Source organism: Maritimimonas sp. 2210JD6-3 (assembly GCF_056591795.1).
On sequence record NZ_JBWQOJ010000033.1, the window covers coordinates 17,862 to 37,696 of the forward strand.

Sequence of the window (19,835 nt, forward strand, 5' to 3'; positions counted from 1 at the left end):
TTTAAGTCAATTTCAGTTTACGCATCAATTTCATTATTCCTTTCTTCAAGTATTAAACTCGTTTTTTTCGCTCGTTCTGCATCGATAGGGTAAAAATACACCGCTACAATGGCCATTAATGCTGTGATTGTAGGTGCTCCTGCCAAGAACAAACGCATTCTTGTAAATGTTTCAGGAGTTTGGTCACCTCCCATACTTGGGTTGAATGCCGCAAAAGAAAGTGCCAAACCTGTACCTAAATAGGCAAGTGATACGACCATTTTTTCCAACCAAGAGAATACTGCCCCAAAAATTCCTTCCCTACGCTGACCATAATGTAACTCATCTTCATCACAAATATCGGCCATCATGGAACCAAGCATAATTTTAACCGCCACCCACATGGGACCACATAACAAAGGATCTAATAAAATGATAGGGTCTAATTTTAACATGGTAAACCCAAGATTGATATTGTAAATGGTATGACCTGGGGTAAAAATGAACCACTTCATAATACCTCCAAAAGCCATTAGGGAATACACAAATAGGAGAGCTCCTTTTTTATCGAACTTTTTTGCCAAATATGAAATGATGGGTATGGAGACAAAACCTATAACACCATATCCAGTAGTCAAGATGGCTTTTTGAATCAGTCCATCGCCCAAATTACCATCGTTCATAAAATAGATTAGGATATATTGGTCTATCCCCATGGCCAACACGCCCGAAAGTACGTTGAGCACGACAATGATGACCAATAACACAAATGGCTTGCTAGAAAAGGCTCCTTTTATACTGTCCCAAAGTTTTACGTTTTGTTTTTTCTTGGCTTTAGGTCTAAACCGTTCTTTAACGAATATTCCGGGCAAAGCTCCAGCCACAGCCATAAAAACAATACCTACAATTAGTGCCATCGTAATGACACCTTGCATATTGAGGTCGGTTGCTCCAACGACAAGTACAAGGCCTATTGAAGTAGCTAAAGGCAACATCCAACCTCCCAACAATTCCCCAAGTTTGTGGAAAAACGCCATAAATGACATGACCCTTGTTCTTTCGTGGTAATCGGGTGTCATTTCATAGGATAGTGCAGTTAAAGGAACAGAGAAAATAGTATAGGCAGTAAAAAACAATAATTGAAATATAATAAAATAGGCCAGTTTTTCACCTTCGCTCCAATGTTGGGGTGCCAGCCAAAGTAGCGCAAATAGGATACCCATAGTAATGGCGCCAAAAACAATAAACGGTCTTCTGCGTCCCCATTTAGATTGATAGTTATCGGATATTTTTCCCATAATGGGGTCGGTTATTGAATCCCAGATTCTGGGCACCATAAGCGCCACACCTATCCAAGCCGCGTTTACGCCCAACAAGATGTTATATACTGGGTAAGCCAAAATACTAATTGATGCATAGCCAAAAAACATGGACAATGCGCCGATACCCAAAGCTGTTTTTTCATAAAAGGGGACTTTTGCGATTTTTTGATTATACCCTGTTTTCTGTTGGTTGCGGTTCATGTACTATGTTTATTTAACTTCAACTTTAACACTTTCAGTTACAAGATTTTTAGAAGTAGTTGTTATTTTTATTATTTCTGAAATATTATCGGCAAATGACTTCTTTTAAATTATACATTTTATTGTTGTGGTAACAATTGTTTATTTCGTTCTTTCCCAACCAAATTATATACTTGTTTTTCATTCTTTAAATTAACCGTCTGGCTAAGTATAAATGTGGCGCTTGCACTAACACTGGCATTATCCAATGATTTACCAATTCTAATTACTGCTGTAGCGATTCCAGCCTCTGTAATAATTTTGGAGGTATTCAGTATTTCTAAATCTCCTTTTGTCGTAAATTTTATTTCTAAATCATTTACAGGAACGATCATGTTATTTTTATCCCTAATTTTTGCATACACAAAAACAACATCATTTACATTAGCCTGTAATGCTTTTCCAGATTTATCGAAAACCAAATCTAAGGATTGTGGTTGCCCCGGAGTGGTAACTTTGTGTTCTGCCACCCTTTTACCATCTATATAGGCTATAGCCTGTAAGGTGCCTTTTTCGAATTTTTTCAACTTAAAGGTAAATGGAGGACGTGCAATATGTTTGGTGTTATCTGGTCGTTGCACGCCTAAAGAGCGTTTGTTCAGCAATAATTCTACGGTATCGGCATTCGAGAACACACGAATGTCTAGGTTGGCATCTTCCGTCCACCATGAGGCAATGAATACCGTGGGACCACTATCATAAAGTGTCGAGATTTCTTTGGGGCTACGTTGGCTTTTAAAGAAATGGTATGCGAATTTCGGCACACGGTCAATGCTCATTACGCCAGAACCCGCCAAATCACTGGCATACCCTCTGTTGTAGTCGAACATGACCCAATAACCATCGGCAAAAGCAACGGTATTAAAGTTATCGCTATGGGCCTCTTCTATGTTAAGTGTTTGTTGCCTTAACCTATTTTCACCATACCTCAACAATTGGCGGCTACTTAATTCGGCAGGTAGTATTTCGGACCAGTCATCTTGTTTTAACCCGGCGTTGGCGGCATAATACTCCCAATCCCCATATTCTGAGACGATATAGGGTTGGTCGGGTTCCGTATAGCCATGCCCTCCTGTCCTGTCTTGTCTAGACTGTAGGAACACATCCCAATAATTAGGTTTCCAACCAGCAGAGTAGGTTTGGTTACCTGGATGTTCTTCATGAACAATTCGGTGCATTTTTTCTATGAACTTCTCGGGCATTTCGGTTTCGTTCACCGATGCCTCCCAAGCCAAAATACAAGGGTGATTCCTATCCCGCCTTATCATATCCCTGCATGCTTGATAGAGCTGTTCCTTGAATTCTGGTGTGTCATTAAAATATTGCCATCCCAAAATAGCATCAACAACCAACAAGCCCAATTCGTTACAGGCTTGCATAAATTCATTGGATTGTGGATAGTGCGAAAGTCTTACATAATCGAACCCCGCTTCCTTAATTTTTTTAGCGTCCCTATAATCAGCATTAGAACCTATTGCATACCCTGCATAGGGATATTCCTGATGGCGGTTGACCCCTCTTAAAAATGTTTTTTTACCGTTAATCCAACAGCCTTCTTTTTTTAGTTGAATATACCGAATGCCTATGGTTATTTCCTCGGCATCTATTACAGCATCGTTTTGAATGAGCTGTACCTTTAAATGGTACAGGTTTGGGTTTTGGGGAGACCATAATGAAGGTTGTTTTACCTCAATATCTTGAGCTACCTGTAAATGTTTGTCTGTAGGCAATGCTATGTCATTGGAAGTTACCGACGCAACAAGGTTTTCTTTGTAATAGAGTTCTTGTTTTACTTTGAAGAGGCACGTTGTTTTGTGTTCGTTTCTTATATGTGTTTGTACCTTAACCAAGGCTTTGTTCTTTTCAACTTTGGGATAGGTAACCAAAATACCGCCGTTAGCCTTTTTATTTTCTTTTATTGCATCTGTAATGTATAATGCATCTTTTACAATTAGTTTTACATCTCGGTATATGCCTCCGTAATAATTAAAGTCTAGCAAGTGGAGCGGCTTAGGCCCCGTAACGGAATTGTCCCAGTTATCTACTTCGACAAGGATCTCATTTTCTTCTTCAAAATTCAATTCTGAAGAGATATCGACCGTAAAGGGCAAATACCCTCCAAAATGTGTTGTAAGCTCATTGCCGTTTACCGAAACCTGGGCAACGTTCATTATGGCTTCGAAGCGTATGAACACTTTTTTATTTTTCCACGCTTTGGGAGCTTCAAACTTTTTGCGGTAAACGCAGTCTCCTTGCCATTGCCACATAATTACTTTATCTTCAATACGCGGAATATGTGGTAAGCTTACCTCTTCCCAAGATTGACGACTGTTGAGAAACTTATCCTTGTCTCTAAAAAATGCCGGTTTTGGTCCTTTTTCATACCTTAAAAATTGCCAATCATTATTAAAATGGTATGTAGTGTTCTTATTCATTATTTAGATGTTCCATTATTTGCTTTTGAAAACTTATTTCAACAGTATTTTTTCTATCACAATCCCTGTTTTTCGATTCCGCTTCTCCTTTGCGATGTCTTTACCGAATGAAATTTGAATGGATTCTATTTGATTGATATCAAACACAGCCCCTTTATCATCAATATTTTTCCAATAATCAATGTACGCGGGGTGTGGTCGTGGTAGCAAGGCCACCGCACTCTTTTTGAGTTCGTTCAGTTTTATAGAATGCTTTTTAAATTCTTTGGTCAGTTTAATCGTTTTACCGAAGACTTCTCCATTTTTTAGTATCAGACCAAATTGGACAGGAATGATATCATCAGTTAGGGAAGCTGTATAAATTATGAGCTCACTTTTTTCTTGCAAATTGCTTCTTCCTTTTAATTTATCAACAAAGTAGCTACGTACTGTTACTACATGTCGGTCTTGATTTAAACTGTCTGCCCATATATAAAAACCGTCTTTACCCGATGTCTTAGTTGGTTTTACCTCATATTTAAATACAATACCGTCTTCCATATGCGGTATGACCATACGTTGCATACAGTCTTCTCCAGAAAACAAAACTATGGGTGTTTGCTTTTTTACAATACGAGTTTGGTAGGCTTCATCGGCTATAAAATCCCAATCTGATGGTAGTTGGTTTGCTTTTGAAGGGAAAGTTTTTATTTTCCCATTGTCTTTCACAACAATATGATAATCTAAAATGCCCTGTTCTAACGATCCTGATGGAATAACGGCTTCATAATTAAACGCATTTTGATGTCTTAAGGGTATTTTTTGACCATTTGTACCAATTTGGATATAGGCTTCGCCTAAACTTGTTGGCGAAATAATTTCTGCTGATATAGCAATACTTCTATTTTCTTCAATGTCAACTAATGGTTTGTGGTTTACATAGATGTCATCTACCGATGCAGCCGGAGCTTCAAATTCATTTAATACAATATGTCCAAATTTTTGATCTGTTGCCGGTAGTGTATTACTATCAACCGTATATAAGAAATATGTACCTGGAGCTATTGAAAATTTACCTTGTTTGGTTTCCGATTGATAGGTGTTTCCAGCGTTGATACCTTTTATCTTAAAGGAACTGCCCAAATCCGTAACATCAACCTGCATGGAGCGATTTTCCCATTTTATGACAGTTACTTTTTCCTCCAGATTGTTCCTTTTGTAGGAGTCTTTTACGTAAAACACATCGGGCATCACTTCCAATCGCCAAACGCCTTTTTTTACTTTATCCAAAAAATAGGCTCCCGTACCGTCATAATTCACGATAGCGGAACTGCCAACTCCTGCTATGTGTTTCAATTGTTCAGGTTTTGGCGGTAAACTTGTAGTTGTATTGGTATAAAAGAATTTTTTATCGGTAAGCATTTCAGCCAAATCGGCAGTCTCATCTATTCTAAATACATCAAATACTTTGTTTTCAGGATAGATGCCATAACTTTTATTTAAGGGAAGTTTATGGAAGACCTCTGATGCAATTCGCATACCTATGGCTTTTTTAGGGGTATAGGCCAGATTCAAATAGTGTGTATGGTATTCGGTATTGTAAGCTGCCGTACCAAAGGAGTCGTAGGAGAATTGGGTGACCCATTGAAAACCAGCACTTTTAAAACTCCGCGCCATGGCGGGATACATATAAGAAGCGCCCATATCTGCTGCATCAAATTCATAGACCATACGGGCTTTGCTGGCAAACAACGGGTTTTCCGTAAAAGGAATATTATACGTATCTACATTATATAAAAAGTTGCCTTCTATTTCATGTTGTGCTACCAACCCCGTTGGATACCACTGAAAACTGGTACCTTGAATTGGTGCTTTGCAAATGGGTTCTAAAAAAGCCTTGTTGCGGGTAACATTGTAAAAAATGGGTTTATCACAAGTTGTGGAGCGTATGGCATCGATCATTTGGTCGAGGTATGCCGTAATATAGCTGTTGTCTTCTTTTAATTCTGGGTTGGGTTCGTTCAGTATTTCAATAGCTATTATATCCTCATCTTCTACATAACTTTTTTGTGTGTATGGGTTTATATGGTTTAAAAATTGTTTCAGATAGTTTTGTTGGGCTTTAATAGCATCATTATTGGTAAAAATTTCATGAATGGTATATTTTTCATTGAAACTATCGCGTTTTTCTGAAGGGTCTGGATATCCATTCCCAAAGTGAATCATAGGAGTAAGTGCAATCTTAATACCTCGCTCTTTTAACTTAAACAATAAATAATCGAACAATTCCAAATGCTCGTTTTGTAATAAATTGCCTTTTTCATCTGTTATTTCACAGTTCCATACATGTATCCTGTAAGCATCCAGCCCCAATCGTGCAAAGTGATATACATCTTTGTCAATGCTTTCCTTGGGGTCAATTTCCAATTGTTCGTGCGCACGATAAGAGTGGGCAAAAGGAGAGGTGTAATTTATCCCGTATAATGCCAATGCTGTGTTATTTTCCTTCCATCTCCAAATGCCATTGTCATCCACATAGGTTTGGGAAAGTACCGTTCGGCTCAAAAGAAGAAGTACAATAATTAATGTGGTTTTATACTTCATCTCTTCATGATTTTTATGAATTGCAGCGCATCATTATTTTTGGCCACCAACAATGCGGTATCTCCTTTGTTTTTTTCGCCGATTCGTATTATCATTGCATTTTTTACGTCGCCTTTTACATACAGTCCGGATTGTTGAGCAGAAACTGTTTTAAAATTCCCTTGTCCGTCACCCTTTAAAAAATGTCCATAACTGGCATCGTTTCTGGGGGTCTCTACTTCAGAGGCATAAAGATTACCAAACAACACCAAATCTTTATGGCCATCATCATCAAAATCTTCTACAAGAATTTTGTTGATGGATGATATTTGTACCTCATTTTCAAAAGGCTTAAATGAAAATTGTTTATTATCATTATTCATAAAAATGCCACTGGCGAAATTGGTGACTTCATAGGCTACAGATTCGTTTAAACCTTCGCCATATACATCAACCAATTCTGCTTTTCCAAAGGCATCATAGGTTTTGAACTTTTCTTTGATAAAAGGCATTTGATTGGAGCTACATTCACGACCCCTTAATGGAAATACTTTTTTATCTTCATGATAGGCCAATACAATATCCTCGGAATTGTTCTTATCAAAATCATTTAAATACATATAGAAAGGGGTTTCCTGTGAGGCTTTGTATTTGTAGTTTAAGCCTAAATTCCCGACAATGAAATCGGTATGGCCATCATTGTCAAGGTCATCGGCCGCAATGCTGTACCACCATCCTTTTTGTTTGGCCAATTCTGGGGATTCAGTCCGTTTTATAAAACCACCATTCTCATTTTTAAACACATCAACTGATCCCCATTCGTTGGTTACAATCAAATCTAATTTTGAATCTTTATTATAATCTATCCACAGGGCATCTGTCACCATTGTGTAGCTTGTAAGTTCGGGAGCAATAATTTCTGTTTTGTCAACAAACTTTATAGCTTTTTTGGTACTTTGATTTTCCAGAATATAACTTTTGGAATAATGCCCATAATGCCTAGGTTTGACACGAGAACCGATAAAGAGATCCAAATCGCCATCGCCGTCATAATCTCCTGCCGTCACTTTTAGGCCGCTTGTTGTAATATTGGGAATACCATGGCCTGATTTTTTGAAACGTCCATTGCCTATATTTTCATAAAAACGGTCTTTATAAAAATCGGAATTGGGTACTTCTTCATTACCACCGCTCACTACATATAAATCCTGGTCGCCATCATTATCGACATCAAAAAACAGGGCTCCGGTATCTTCATGTTGTTTGTCTTTTTCAAATGCTGTTGTATTCGATTTTATGAATGTTTTATTCGATGTCTGAATATATAGTACTCCTGCCTGGTCTTTAGCGCCTCCTATAAAGAAATCCTCCAAACCATCATTGTTCACATCGGCAACACTTAGTGCAGGCCCCATCATGGACATTTTATGGGGTATCAGTGATTCGGTCTCAAAATCGTTATGATAATTTTCCTCATGCTTAAATGAAATGCCCGATGCATCTGTAATATCCTTGAACAAGGTTTGTTTTTTTTCTATTTTTTGTGGAACAAACTTTCCTGTTGAATTATACGATATGTTTAAAGTTTGATTTGCTTTTACGTTAAACAGATACTGCAACTCACCGTTTGGCCATCTGACTGTAAGGGTATCTATTTGTTTTTCACTACCTAGGCCAAAATGGAGTGCATCAGCCATGGCCGATTGAAACCCCCTTGAGAAATGGTTTTCTACCAGTTGAAGGCGGTTTCCTGTTTTTATACGTACCTGGGCACCAAGGGCATTTTTATTCTTTTCGGCACCTTTTAGTTTTATTTTAACATAGTTGTTGCCTTCTGAATTGTTTCTATAGATAAATGCCTTGTCATCTGAATTATTGACCACAATATCTATATCACCATCGTTGTCAAAATCGGCATAGGCCGCCCCGTTTGAACTTGTTTTAGGCTGATTGAATTGAATGTCTTGAAACGTAAAGTCCTTATTGTTCAGTTTGAAAATATTTTCTTGTTTCCGAGTGGGCATTTTTTCTAAAAGGTCATTAATATATGCTTCTTTATCTAGTTTCCCTGTACTCTTTACCTCCTCTTGCTTCCCTTTTTTATATATAGCAAAATCATTATTCCTAAAATCCCGTTTAATTCCATTTGACACAAAGATGTCTTTATAACCATCGTTATCCATATCAAAAAGTAAGGGAGACCAACTCCAATCTGTACTACTCACACCTGCTAATTCTGCTATATCAGAAAATAAAGGAATACTATCTTTGGGGTTTACACCATTATTAATTTGTAAGGCATTATACATGTATTGGTGATGTAGATTCAAGTCAACAATATTCTCAAACTTTTTAGTGTTCATACCGCTCATACTGGTTTTTTGGGAATAATTGTCTTGTGCCATCATGTCTAATGACATGATGTCTAATAAGCCATCATTATTTACATCTGCTATATCGCTCCCCATTGAGAAGTTGGAAACGTGGCCAAAACTTTGTAAGGATACTTCTTTGAATGTTCCGTCTTGATTGTTAAGATAAAGATGGTCTTTTTCTGAATAGTCATGTGCCGTGTAAATATCTGGCCAGCCATCATTATTAACATCGCCAATGGAACATCCTAATGCAAAACCCAATCTGTTGTTTATAATACCAGCTTTGAGAGTGACATCTTTAAAAGTCCCATTATCATTATTATATAACTTTTCTCCAGTATACTTTGATTTTTGAGCAACTAAAAGCATAATATTTTTATCATTATATACATCTAGTTCATGGTTAAGAAGAAACATATCTAAATCACCGTCTAAATCGTAATCAAAAAAATTTGCCTGAACAGATTGTGCCGCAATATCTAAACCAAATAATTTTGCTCTTTCTTCAAAATGAGGAATGCCATTTTCATTGATTCCCATGTTTACAAGTAATTCGTTTTTTCGATGCTCTGGATTGGGTATTCTTCCAGATTTTGATATGTATATGTCCATTAGCCCATCATTATTGATATCTAGGACTGTAACTCCAGTTGGCCAACCAAATCCGCCCTTTGCATTTGATTCTTCTGTAACATTTAGAAATTTTAAATTTCCTTTATTAAGATATAAATGGTTGGATCTTTTATTACTTACAAAATAGATATCAATTAAACCATCATTATTAAAATCGGCTGTAGCGACACCCGCTCCATTATAATAGTACTCATAAAAAAAGCCATTCATATAGGTTGTTTCGTCTAATAAGTTATTAAACTTTATGTTTGTGAAATTATCTCTAAGTACAGTGAATAACTTTTCTTCTTCCTGCCTATATGATACACTCTCCGTATTACAAGATTTTAGAAAAATTAAAAACAGAAAATAAAGTATATATTTATTCATAACTAAACAACAATGTTACCATGTAAATAGTATTTTATAATTGTCGACACATTTACCTTAAACTTAGTTCTAGAAAATTGATCGACAGTACTTTGTATAAGTAGTCTATCTTTTTGGCACCTTACTGTGTAATTCAAAAATTTGCCAGTATTTTTAGTATAAGTTGCAGATAAACATAAGTAGTACTTTAATGCAAATTAGAGGGGTTTTAAACCCTCTAATTTATTTAGCTAAATTTCATTATCAATAATATATCAATAGCATTTTAATATGTATTTTGTTCTAAACCATCAATGAGTGCTACCTCATTAGCAGGTTTCGGCAACCATGCATGTTTTTGGCTAATATGAGGATATTCAACTCCTTTAACCTCGACTAACATCTCTTTTCTAACTAAATCAAACCATCGTTTATCTTCGAAGGCTAGTTCCCAGGCTCGTTCATCAATCACAGCTCTTTCAAAATCTGAAGGACCTACTGAAGGCCAATCAACTGAAGCACTAGGTGTATTGATCGGTAGATTATTAGCCCTTCTTCTTACTTTATTTAGAGCTTCTATAGCGTCTGTAGTGCCATTACCAGCAGCTTCAGCATAAATTAATAAAACATCGGCATAGCGCATATGTACATAAGCACCTCTTCCGTCTCCTGGAACTCCAGTTAAATCTGTATCATCATAACCTATAACACCCCCATCTCTATATTTGGCCGCAAATGGTGTTGAGACGTCTGCTGGGAAAGATGTTCCATCTGGCCAACTTGTTGTAAATGAGATTTCTTTTCTATAACTATCTGGAAATGCATTGAAAAAAGATGCTTCACTAAACCAGTCTCCCCAACCACCTTCTTTAGGAGATCTTGAAGCATGATGATAATGACTTCCAAAGAAGAATTCTCCATTCTGAAAACCATCCAAACCTTTAAAAAAGAAAATATATTCGCTGTTTGTTAAATTATTTACTTCTAACCATAAATCCTTAAAATCAGCTTCTAAAGAATAAACTCCTGAGTCTATAACTTCTTTTGCTTTTGCTGCTGCTAAAGGTAATGCTGAAGCATCTTTTAAAGGCCATCCCGCTTTGGTTAAATATACTTTAGAAAGTAACGATTTAGCTGCCCATTTGGTGGGTCTAATTCTTTCAGGAAAACTAGCGGGTAGATTAGCTTCAGCAGCTATTAAGTCTTGAGTTATAACTTCATAAATATCAGCCACAGAAGACTGCCCAACAGTATCTGCATTTCCTTGATTTTCAGTTGTTATAATAGGTACTTCACCAAAATATTGTGTCAATTGAAAATATGCAAAGGCTCTCCAAAACTGTGCTTGTCCAACCAAAGCATTTAGTTTTTCTTCACTAATACCATTAGCATTGTCTTTGTTACTTATTAAGGCATTTGCATTATTAATTGTTGCATAATGTATTCTCCATACATTAGCGACTATACTGCTATTAGGATCTGGATTGAAACGTTCGAAAGCTGCAAACACATCAGCTGCGCTCCCTACATCATCAGCTCCAGAAGCGGGTATTTGTACTGATCCAAAATTAAAGTCATAAGCACTCCACCCTCCCCAAAGAGGTGCAGTTACCCCAATTAATGCTGCATCAAAATCAGCTTCAGTTTGGAAAAAGTTTTCAGGTGATAACAAACCTTCAGGCTCTTCGTCTAATGTTACACAATTATTTAATATTGATAGTGCCAATATTATTAACAATAAATAAAAAATCTTATTTAGTTTCATACTCTTTTTTTTAAAAATTAACATCTAAACCTATAGTATATGTCTTTTGAGACGGAAACGCTGCTAAATCAATTCCGCCAAACGTATCTACACTAGTACTTGCTTCGGGTTCATACCCAGAATAATCGGTTATAGTAAACAAATTTGTTCCTGTAGCATAGATTCTGAGCGAAGCAATGCCAATTGATTCTAAAACCTTTTGCGGAAAATTATAGCCCAAAGCAATATTTTTCACACGGATATAAGAACCATCTTCTATCCATCTACTAGAGTTACGTATAGGAAATGCGTCATATCCGCTGAATGAAGGGACATTTGTATTTTCATTAGTAGTAGACCACCTGTTAAGGATAGTTGCACTAGTGGCGTCAGAATCTCCAGAACTTGTATCTGTTCTTAATCTTGCTACATTGAAAATATCATTCCCTTTAACTCCTTGAATAAAAATATTCAAATCAAAATTTTTATATACAAATGAATTGTTCCAGCCAAAAATATAATCAGGCTGAGCATTACCAATATTTACAATATCTTGATTATCAATAATATTATCTCCATTCTGATCTACAAATCTAGGAGCGCCAGGGAAAAATTGATTTCCATTTGCATCGGTAAAAGTCACTGCTTCCGCCGCTTGCGCAGTTGTCCAAACCCCAGCATACTGGTAACCCCTGAACAAACCTATTGGCTGTCCTTCTTGCAACCATATAGAATTTTCAAAACCAGGTACTGGAGCACTGCCAATCGAAAATTCTGTTTCTTCCCCCAAGTCAATAACTTCATTTTTATTCTTAGCAAATGTAAACCCTGTATCCCATGAAAATTCACCTTCAATAGGCCTTGTCCCTAAGTATATTTCAAAACCCTTATTTTCTACTTCTCCAATATTTCTCAATACCTCTGTACTACCAGAAGTATTAGGAAGGTTGGCCAGCTGTAATAAATCTTCTGTTGTTTTGTTATAATAATCAAAATTAGCTTGAATTCTTCCTTTAAAGAATTGGGCATCTAAACCAATATTTAGTTGTGTGGTGGTCTCCCATTTTAAATCTGGGTTTGCAGCTTGAGGTGATATATTAACCCCTGTTGACAGACTAGTCCCATCTATAATAAAACGTGCACCTCCGCCAGCATTTAGCCTTGGTAAAGATGTAAATGGCGGTATAGCCTGATTACCAACTTGCCCCCAACTTGCTCTTAATTTCAAACCAGTTAGTGTTTGATTATCTTCTAAGAAACTTTCTTTACTAATATTCCACCCGATAGCCGCTGAAGGGAAAAATGCTCTTTTATTGTTTGCTCCAAATACTGAAGCTCCATCAGACCTTGCTGTTAGTGTTACTAGATATTTACCTTTATAACCATAGTTAATTCTTCCCATATAAGATAACAAAGTTCGGGTTTGTCTGATAGATCTAGGCGTATCAAACGAATCTCCAACTCCTACATTATTAAAAGTTCCTGTATTAATTAACGAACCTGTCGCAGCTAAGCTTGACTCATTATATTCTTCGAATTGTTGCTCTAAGACACCTGTAAGTTTTAAACTGTGCTCTCCAAAATCCTTATTATAAGTTAAGGTATTTGTATTTTGTAATGTCATGAATCGCGCATTAATAATAGACGCTTTCTCGGTTCCAGGTGTTTGATTTACCCTTGCATTAGTAAAGCTATTGTTTTCATAGTCAACCAATCTATACCCTCCCATTACATTAAATGAAAGTCCTTCAATAATTTCATAATTTACATCTCCGTTAATAGAAGTTGTATTTATAAAATTTTCAAGAACAGGCTCAACAGCCTGACCAACAGGGTTTAAGTTAATAGTTGGACCAAAGCCACCTCCTGGCAATGAATAATTCCCATCTGCTTCAAAAATTGGTTTTACTGGTGCAAACACCTGCGCTGAATAAATAGGGCTTCCTCCAAAACTATTCTGAATTGTTGGGTTTTCTGTTTCTCTTGACAGAAAAGCTCTTATACCAATGTCTAACTTATCATTTATATTAAACTTTATATTTGGTCTCAAGGCATAACGTTTGTATGAAGAGTTCAAAACAATTCCTCTTTGATCGTTTAACTCTGCCGATAAATAAAATGCTATGTTATCAGCACCACCACTTACATTAAAGTGGTGATTTTGTGTAATTCCAGTTCTAAATATAGCATCTTGCCAATCTGTTCCTGTTCCTGATCTAAATTCATCAATATCAGCCTGAGAAAAAATAGCACTCCCTCCTAGTTCTGTTCTATTGTCATTTACGGTTTCAGCGTATTGAACAGGATTTAATAAATCAAGCTTTTCCCTAACCTTGTTAATGCTCAAAAAAGTACTATAACCCACAGAAGTTTTATTCCCATATCTTGATCCTTTAGTTGTAATCAATACAACACCATTTGCTCCTTTTGAACCATAAATTGCAGTAGCGGAAGCATCTTTTAAAACTTCTATAGATTGAACATCATTAGGATGAATTAAATTTAAATTATTCCCAAGCGTTACATTAGACGCAAAATTCTGGACACCTACCTGAAAACCATCAACCACAATTAAAGGGTCATTACCCCCATTTATGGAATTGGCTCCTCTAATTCTTATAGTTGTTTGCCCTCCTGGAGATGCATCATTATTCTGAATATTCACACCAGCAATACGTCCTTGTAAAGCCCGGTCTGTACGGTCAACGGGGAGTTCTTGTATAGTTTTTGCTTTTATGCTACCTACAGATCCTGTAATATCGCTCCTTTTTTGAGTACCATACCCGACCACAACAACTTCGTCTAATTGTGAGGCATCTTCATTTAACACAATGGTTAGTTCTTTTTGGTCGTTCACAATGATTTCTAAAGTAGTATATCCAACAAAAGAAACCACTAAAACAGCATTATTGCTAACTGTTAAAGAGAAGTTTCCGTCAAAATCGGTTGTTGTGCCGTTTAATGTACCTTTTTCGATTACGCTTGCTCCTGGTAAGGGTTGACCAGAAGCATCTGTTATAGTTCCTTTTATTTCCGTTTGTTGCATTGTTTCGCTATCAATACCTGCATAAGCAGGCAGTACCACGAAATTCATTAAAATCACACAAGTGATGATTTTAATAATGTTTAAAATTGTACTCATTTGTTTCATAAGCTAGTGATTTGATAGGTAAGTTATTGTTTTTAGTAATGAACATCTCTTTATGTTAGTTTGATTAAAATTCAACCGTAAGGGAGATTTGAACTCTACTCCCTTAAGGATGAACCAATTCTAAACTAACTCAAATAAATATGAAATTATAACTGCAATTACTATATTTATATAGCAACAAATGGTGTAAAAATCAATTTATAAAGGGGGGTGAATTCGTTTAACATATGTAATAAATACCTTTTTCTTGCACAAAAATTTTCATATACAGTCCCAGTAAATATTTATGCTGTAGATTAAACTACTTTTGTGAGGTTTATGTTTAGATACTTTTCTTTAAGTCGGAAGGATTCTTGCCAAAGCGCTGTTTAAATAGTTTGCTGAAATACTTCCTATCGGAATAACCGACCCTATAACAGGCATCAGTAACAGAATAGTTTTTTTCTTCAATTAATTGCTTTGCAATTTTAAGTTTATAGTCCCTGATGAATTCAACCAAATTCATTCCAGTGAGCGATTTTAGCTTTTTATAAACTATGGAATGGCTCATTCCGATTTGGGAGGTAATATATTTCGCATTCAGACCATCGGAATCTAAATTTTCCTGAACAATATGGGTGATTTTAGATAAAAACTCTTCGTCTGAACGGTTAACATTCAATTCACTGGGGAGGATCAAATTGTCTACATCAAATTTTTTTCTTAAGAGCTCTCTGTTGTTCAGGAGTGTCCTAATCTTTGCATACAGTACATTCTCATTAAACGGTTTTACAATGTAGTCGTCTGCACCATGTTCATAACCTTCAATAATATGTACTGTTGATGCCCTGGCAGTAAGTAGTATGATGGGTATATGGCTGGTCTGCATATCTGTTTTGACACTAGTTGTCAATTCTATACCATCCATTATTGGCATCATGATATCTGATATCACCAAATCGGGTTGTTTTTTATGTATTATTTCAAGGCCTTCTTTACCATTGCCTGCTTGTAATATGCTGAAACTATTAGACAACAAATCGGTGATATAGCTCCTAATATCGGTATTGTCTTCTATGACCAACAGCGTTTGTTTTTCATTTTTAGCAATATTTAAATTCAATGGTTGCGGGTTCTTCAGATCATTGTCTTCATGAAGAACATAGTTTTCAATGCGTTCTGTTTTAACAGTGTCTCCTGCCAAGTCCCCTCTGTTAAAATGGGATTTTCCTTTCTTCAAGCTAATAGTGAACGTACTACCCATGCCTTTTTCACTATCTACCAAAATTTTTCCATGGTGTAACGAAATGATTTCTCTTACAATGGTTAATCCTAACCCAAAACCATGTATAGTGCCGGTTGTTTCCGCCCTATAAAAACTGTTAAAGATTTTTGACAGTTGCCTTTTTGACATTCCTGTCCCCTTGTCTTCAATCATCAAGATAGCCTCATCTTTGGTCTCTGACAATGTTATTTTTATTGACCCTCCTTTGTGCGTAAATTTTAGCGCATTGGTTAATAGGTTGTACAATACTTTTTCCATTTGGTTTTCATCAAACCAAAGAGGTATTTTTTCTATTGAAGATTCAAACGTAAAATCTATTTCTTTTTGGGCAGCTAATTCTTTAAAAGACAAATATATCTCTTTGCAAAAAGAAACCCAGTCTTCTTGTACTACCTTCAGCTTAATATCTTCATTTTCCAGTTTTCTGTAATCAAGAAGCTCATTTACCAAGTTTAGCAATATTTGGCTATTCTTTTTTAAGGTATCAACCGAATTTTTCAACTTACTGCCTTTAATCTCATCGAACTGTAAAATTTTGTTCAATGAGCTTAAAATCAGGGTTACTGGGGTTCTTATTTCATGGGATACATTGGTAAAAAACCGTTGTTTGATATTATAGACTTCAATATCTTTTTCATGGTTGAGTTTCTCTATTTCAAGGTTGCTTTTCATCTGTTCCCATGATATGGTATATTTTCTAAACAAATAGAGCAGGCACAAAAATGCAATTCCATACAGTACTAATGCCCACCATTGCAACCATAGTGGTTTTAATACTTTTATTTCAAGAAGGTTGACATCTACTCCCCATTGCATAGAATTTTGCCTGCTTTTAGCCATAAACGTATAATCTCCTGGGTTAAGGTTGGTATAGGTTACTTCTGTACTTTTTCCAATATCTCTCCATTCTTCATCAAAATTCAACATTTTAACCGCATATTGCCTATTGACAGAAGAGGGAAATTGCAATGCCCCAAATTGAAGCGTCAATACATTTTGATCGTGGTTTAGAACAATTCTATCCTCGAAAGCGATGTTCTTTCTAAGAATTCCGTTTTCTTCAATCGGAACTTTCTTATTGAACAACTTGAAATCTGTTAATTTAATTACAGGATGTTCTTTTTTATAACCAAGAGTTTCTGGGTCAATACGGACTACACCATCAACCCCTCCAAAATAAAGAAATCCGGAATGGTCTTTAAAAACAGCGTTGATATGAAACTCTCCAGTCAACTCAGGATAATTCTTGAAACTATTGATATTATAATCGTAACTAATAATCCCCCCTTCCTGGCAACCAAACCAAATTCTTTGTTGGTCATCTTCAATGATACTTGTAATGGTCTTATGTTCAAAAAAAACTGTATCGGTAAACCTTTCAAACTCTTTGATCTTTGGGTTTAGCCTATTAACACCTCCTGAGGCTGTCCCAATCCATATATAGTCTTTGGAGTCCTTATAAACTGAATACAAATTGTTGGTGCTTAATGATTTCTCCTTTTTATCATCGAACAGATAATTGACAAACTCATCAGCAGAACTATTATAAACCCAGAGTCCGCCACCAAAAGTTGCCAACCAAATATTATTTTGGTCTTTGTACATCGAGACTATATTATCTGTGCTGGATAACCTACCCGAACTTTTTGAATCGGTGATATGCCTAAATTTTTCAGTCTTTCGATCAAAAAAATTAAGTCCTCTTCCCCAGGTTGCCACCCATAAATTACCATATTCATCTTCAATTATTGAACGAACGTCATTATAGCTTATAGATTCCAGGTTGTTGGGATCATGTTTATACTGTTTGATTAGTTTCCCCCTTTTATCACAATGGAGTAATCCGTCGGTAAACGTGCCCAACCAAAGCGAACTATCTTTGGCTTGTGTAATCTGTTGTATATAGTCAGCCCTTAGCGAGTTATTCTGTCCTGTAAAATAGTGTTCAATTCCCTTTGTTCTGTAATTGTATAAGGTCATTCCATTACCGTCAGTACCAAAAAACAGTTTATCAGGAGCCTTTAAAATAGATAAAACGCCCTTAAGGTCTTTGCCGGCAATGTCACTATAAGCAATCTCAACTTTAGAGCTTTGCTTTAAAACATTGACACCATTCCATGCTGTTCCTATCCAAATATTGTTATGGGTGTCTTCCAAGATTTTAACTATGGCATTTCCTGATAATGAATGTTGACCCAATCCTTTTTTTTCATAATTGGTGGCGTGAAAATCTTTTCCTCCAATATTCTTTAAATGTAGTATCCCGTTTCCGTCCGTTCCAACCCATACATCGTTGTTTTTATCTGTTATAAGAGATCTGACGACTTTTATTTTTTTCTCTTGTATTGGAACTATACTTTTAAAAAAATCAGAAAATTTATGAGTATTAGTATTCATTTTAATCAAACCACTGCCATTAGTCCCAATTAACAATGCTTTTGAATCCAATTTTACAAGGCAGTAGATCAAATCAACATTAAAGTTTTGGTTGGTATTTTGTATTGATTGGTACACTCCGGTTTTAACATTAAGAAGCTTTAAACCACCTCCATGTGTTCCGACCCATAAATGATCTTGAGAGGCTTCAGTTAAGCTTGTAACGATTATTTTATCAAAACTTTGATTATTATTAAATCCGAAAAATCGTGTGCTGTTAGATTTCTTGTTTAATTGATATACGCCATTATCAGTTCCAATCCAAATAGTTCCTTCTGTATCTTCGAATAGGCTGTATAAACTTTTGGAGGAAATACCTTGGCTATTGTTATCGGGTTTTAATGAATATTGATGAAAGATGTCCTTTATTTCATCATAAAGAAAGAGTCCTTCATCGAGTGTAGAAACCCACATAGCACCTCCATAGTCAATAAGGATATCGGTAATGTCATTCGAAAGGATATCGCTATTACCTGCATTGTAAATCTTTATGTGCTTTCCGTCAAACCTGTTTAGTCCATTTTTAGTTCCGATCCATAAAAATCCAGACTTATCTTCAGCAAAACAATTTACCCTATTGTTAGATAAGCCATCTGTCCTGTTTAATTGACTGAAATAGGGCTGGAATTGACCCCATAAACACTGAGCCATACTAATCAACAGTAAAAAAAATAGAATTTTAGGTTTCACAAAATGTCTGTCTATTAATTTCTTTTATGTACAAATTAAAGGTAAATTATGTAATTCAAAGTTTTATTTTCTGCCTTTAAAGAGAAGACGAACCTGTTGAAAGAGTTCTTTTTAATAATTCACTTTTGATTAATTTATTCCTTTGAATAATTTCATCAACGTCTTCTAATATTTCCGCATATTTTAAAGAGCTGAACTTTGGAAATAATACTGCAATAGTATTTGTCTTTTTACTTCTTAAAGCAACTGCATAATTGTTCGGAACATAATTATATAAAACTGCAAGTTCTTTTATTTTCTTCTTTGTTAACTCACTAATCTCAAAACTGTCATTCAGAGCTTTAGAGACCGTTGACACAGAAAACCCAGACATACTGGCAATTTGTTTTAGAGTTATATTTGGTTGTACTTCTACCATCTTTTTAATCAAAAAATTGCAATCTCATTAACTTATATTTAAGTTTACTAACAAAACACCTAAGTAAGCTACATCATTTTATAGGTGTTAAATTATCATTTCTGTTTCCGCCAATGATTTATCGAATTTCTATAATAGATTTTTTAAAGTCATGTATTAAAAATGATATCTTACAAAAGCTTCCATAGCCGCATAATCGGCTAATCCTAAGGCGTTATATTTCTGTGCTGTAGCTCTA

8 protein-coding genes are annotated in these 19,835 nt (G+C 35.8%); all 8 read right to left on the reverse strand.

The features are described 5' to 3' along the window. Positions 1-17: 17 nt before the first annotated feature. On the reverse strand, positions 18-1,502 hold the full coding sequence (locus AC1EUY_RS12640; RefSeq protein ID WP_480195909.1) for an MFS transporter: 1,485 nt from the start codon (positions 1,500-1,502) through the stop codon (positions 18-20). 119 nt (positions 1,503-1,621) lie between these two features. Then, a complete protein-coding gene (locus AC1EUY_RS12645; RefSeq protein WP_480195910.1) occupies positions 1,622-3,976 on the reverse strand; it encodes a glycoside hydrolase family 2 TIM barrel-domain containing protein in 2,355 nt (784 codons plus the stop codon). Between the two features lie 33 nt (positions 3,977-4,009). Beyond that, complete coding sequence (locus AC1EUY_RS12650) at positions 4,010-6,559, reverse strand: glycoside hydrolase family 5 protein (RefSeq protein WP_480195911.1); 2,550 nt, start codon at positions 6,557-6,559, stop codon at positions 4,010-4,012. Then, positions 6,556-9,915, reverse strand: coding sequence for a VCBS repeat-containing protein (locus AC1EUY_RS12655; protein WP_480195912.1), 3,360 nt, complete (start codon positions 9,913-9,915; stop codon positions 6,556-6,558). The genes AC1EUY_RS12650 and AC1EUY_RS12655 overlap by 4 nt, the downstream gene beginning before the upstream one ends. Positions 9,916-10,180: 265 nt before the next feature. Next, positions 10,181-11,659 carry a RagB/SusD family nutrient uptake outer membrane protein gene (locus AC1EUY_RS12660; protein WP_480195913.1) on the reverse strand — a complete coding sequence of 493 codons (1,479 nt, stop codon included), beginning with the start codon at positions 11,657-11,659 and terminating at the stop codon, positions 10,181-10,183. Between the two features lie 10 nt (positions 11,660-11,669). Further along, the gene (locus AC1EUY_RS12665; RefSeq protein WP_480195914.1) at positions 11,670-14,780 is read right to left on the reverse strand and encodes a SusC/RagA family TonB-linked outer membrane protein; all 3,111 of its coding nucleotides are present in this window, start codon (positions 14,778-14,780) and stop codon (positions 11,670-11,672) included. Between the two features lie 331 nt (positions 14,781-15,111). Beyond that, complete coding sequence (locus AC1EUY_RS12670; RefSeq protein ID WP_480195915.1) at positions 15,112-19,140, reverse strand: hybrid sensor histidine kinase/response regulator transcription factor; 4,029 nt, start codon at positions 19,138-19,140, stop codon at positions 15,112-15,114. A 115-nt stretch (positions 19,141-19,255) separates the two neighbouring features. Then, a complete protein-coding gene (locus AC1EUY_RS12675; RefSeq protein WP_480195916.1) occupies positions 19,256-19,597 on the reverse strand; it encodes a LacI family DNA-binding transcriptional regulator in 342 nt (113 codons plus the stop codon). Between the last annotated feature and the right edge of the window lie 238 nt (positions 19,598-19,835).

Excerpts from the sequence above, each read along its gene's own strand:
- AC1EUY_RS12675 (WP_480195916.1), bottom strand. The coding sequence starts at position 19,597 with ATGGTAGAAGTACAACCAAATATAACTCTAAAACAAATTGCCAGTATG.
- AC1EUY_RS12650 (WP_480195911.1), bottom strand. The coding sequence starts at position 6,559 with ATGAAGTATAAAACCACATTAATTATTGTACTTCTTCTTTTGAGCCGA.
- AC1EUY_RS12670 (WP_480195915.1), bottom strand. The coding sequence starts at position 19,140 with ATGGCTCAGTGTTTATGGGGTCAATTCCAGCCCTATTTCAGTCAATTA.
- AC1EUY_RS12655 (WP_480195912.1), bottom strand. The coding sequence starts at position 9,915 with ATGAATAAATATATACTTTATTTTCTGTTTTTAATTTTTCTAAAATCT.
- AC1EUY_RS12665 (WP_480195914.1), bottom strand. The coding sequence starts at position 14,780 with ATGAGTACAATTTTAAACATTATTAAAATCATCACTTGTGTGATTTTA.
- AC1EUY_RS12640 (WP_480195909.1), bottom strand. The coding sequence starts at position 1,502 with ATGAACCGCAACCAACAGAAAACAGGGTATAATCAAAAAATCGCAAAA.
- AC1EUY_RS12645 (WP_480195910.1), bottom strand. The coding sequence starts at position 3,976 with ATGAATAAGAACACTACATACCATTTTAATAATGATTGGCAATTTTTA.
- AC1EUY_RS12660 (WP_480195913.1), bottom strand. The coding sequence starts at position 11,659 with ATGAAACTAAATAAGATTTTTTATTTATTGTTAATAATATTGGCACTA.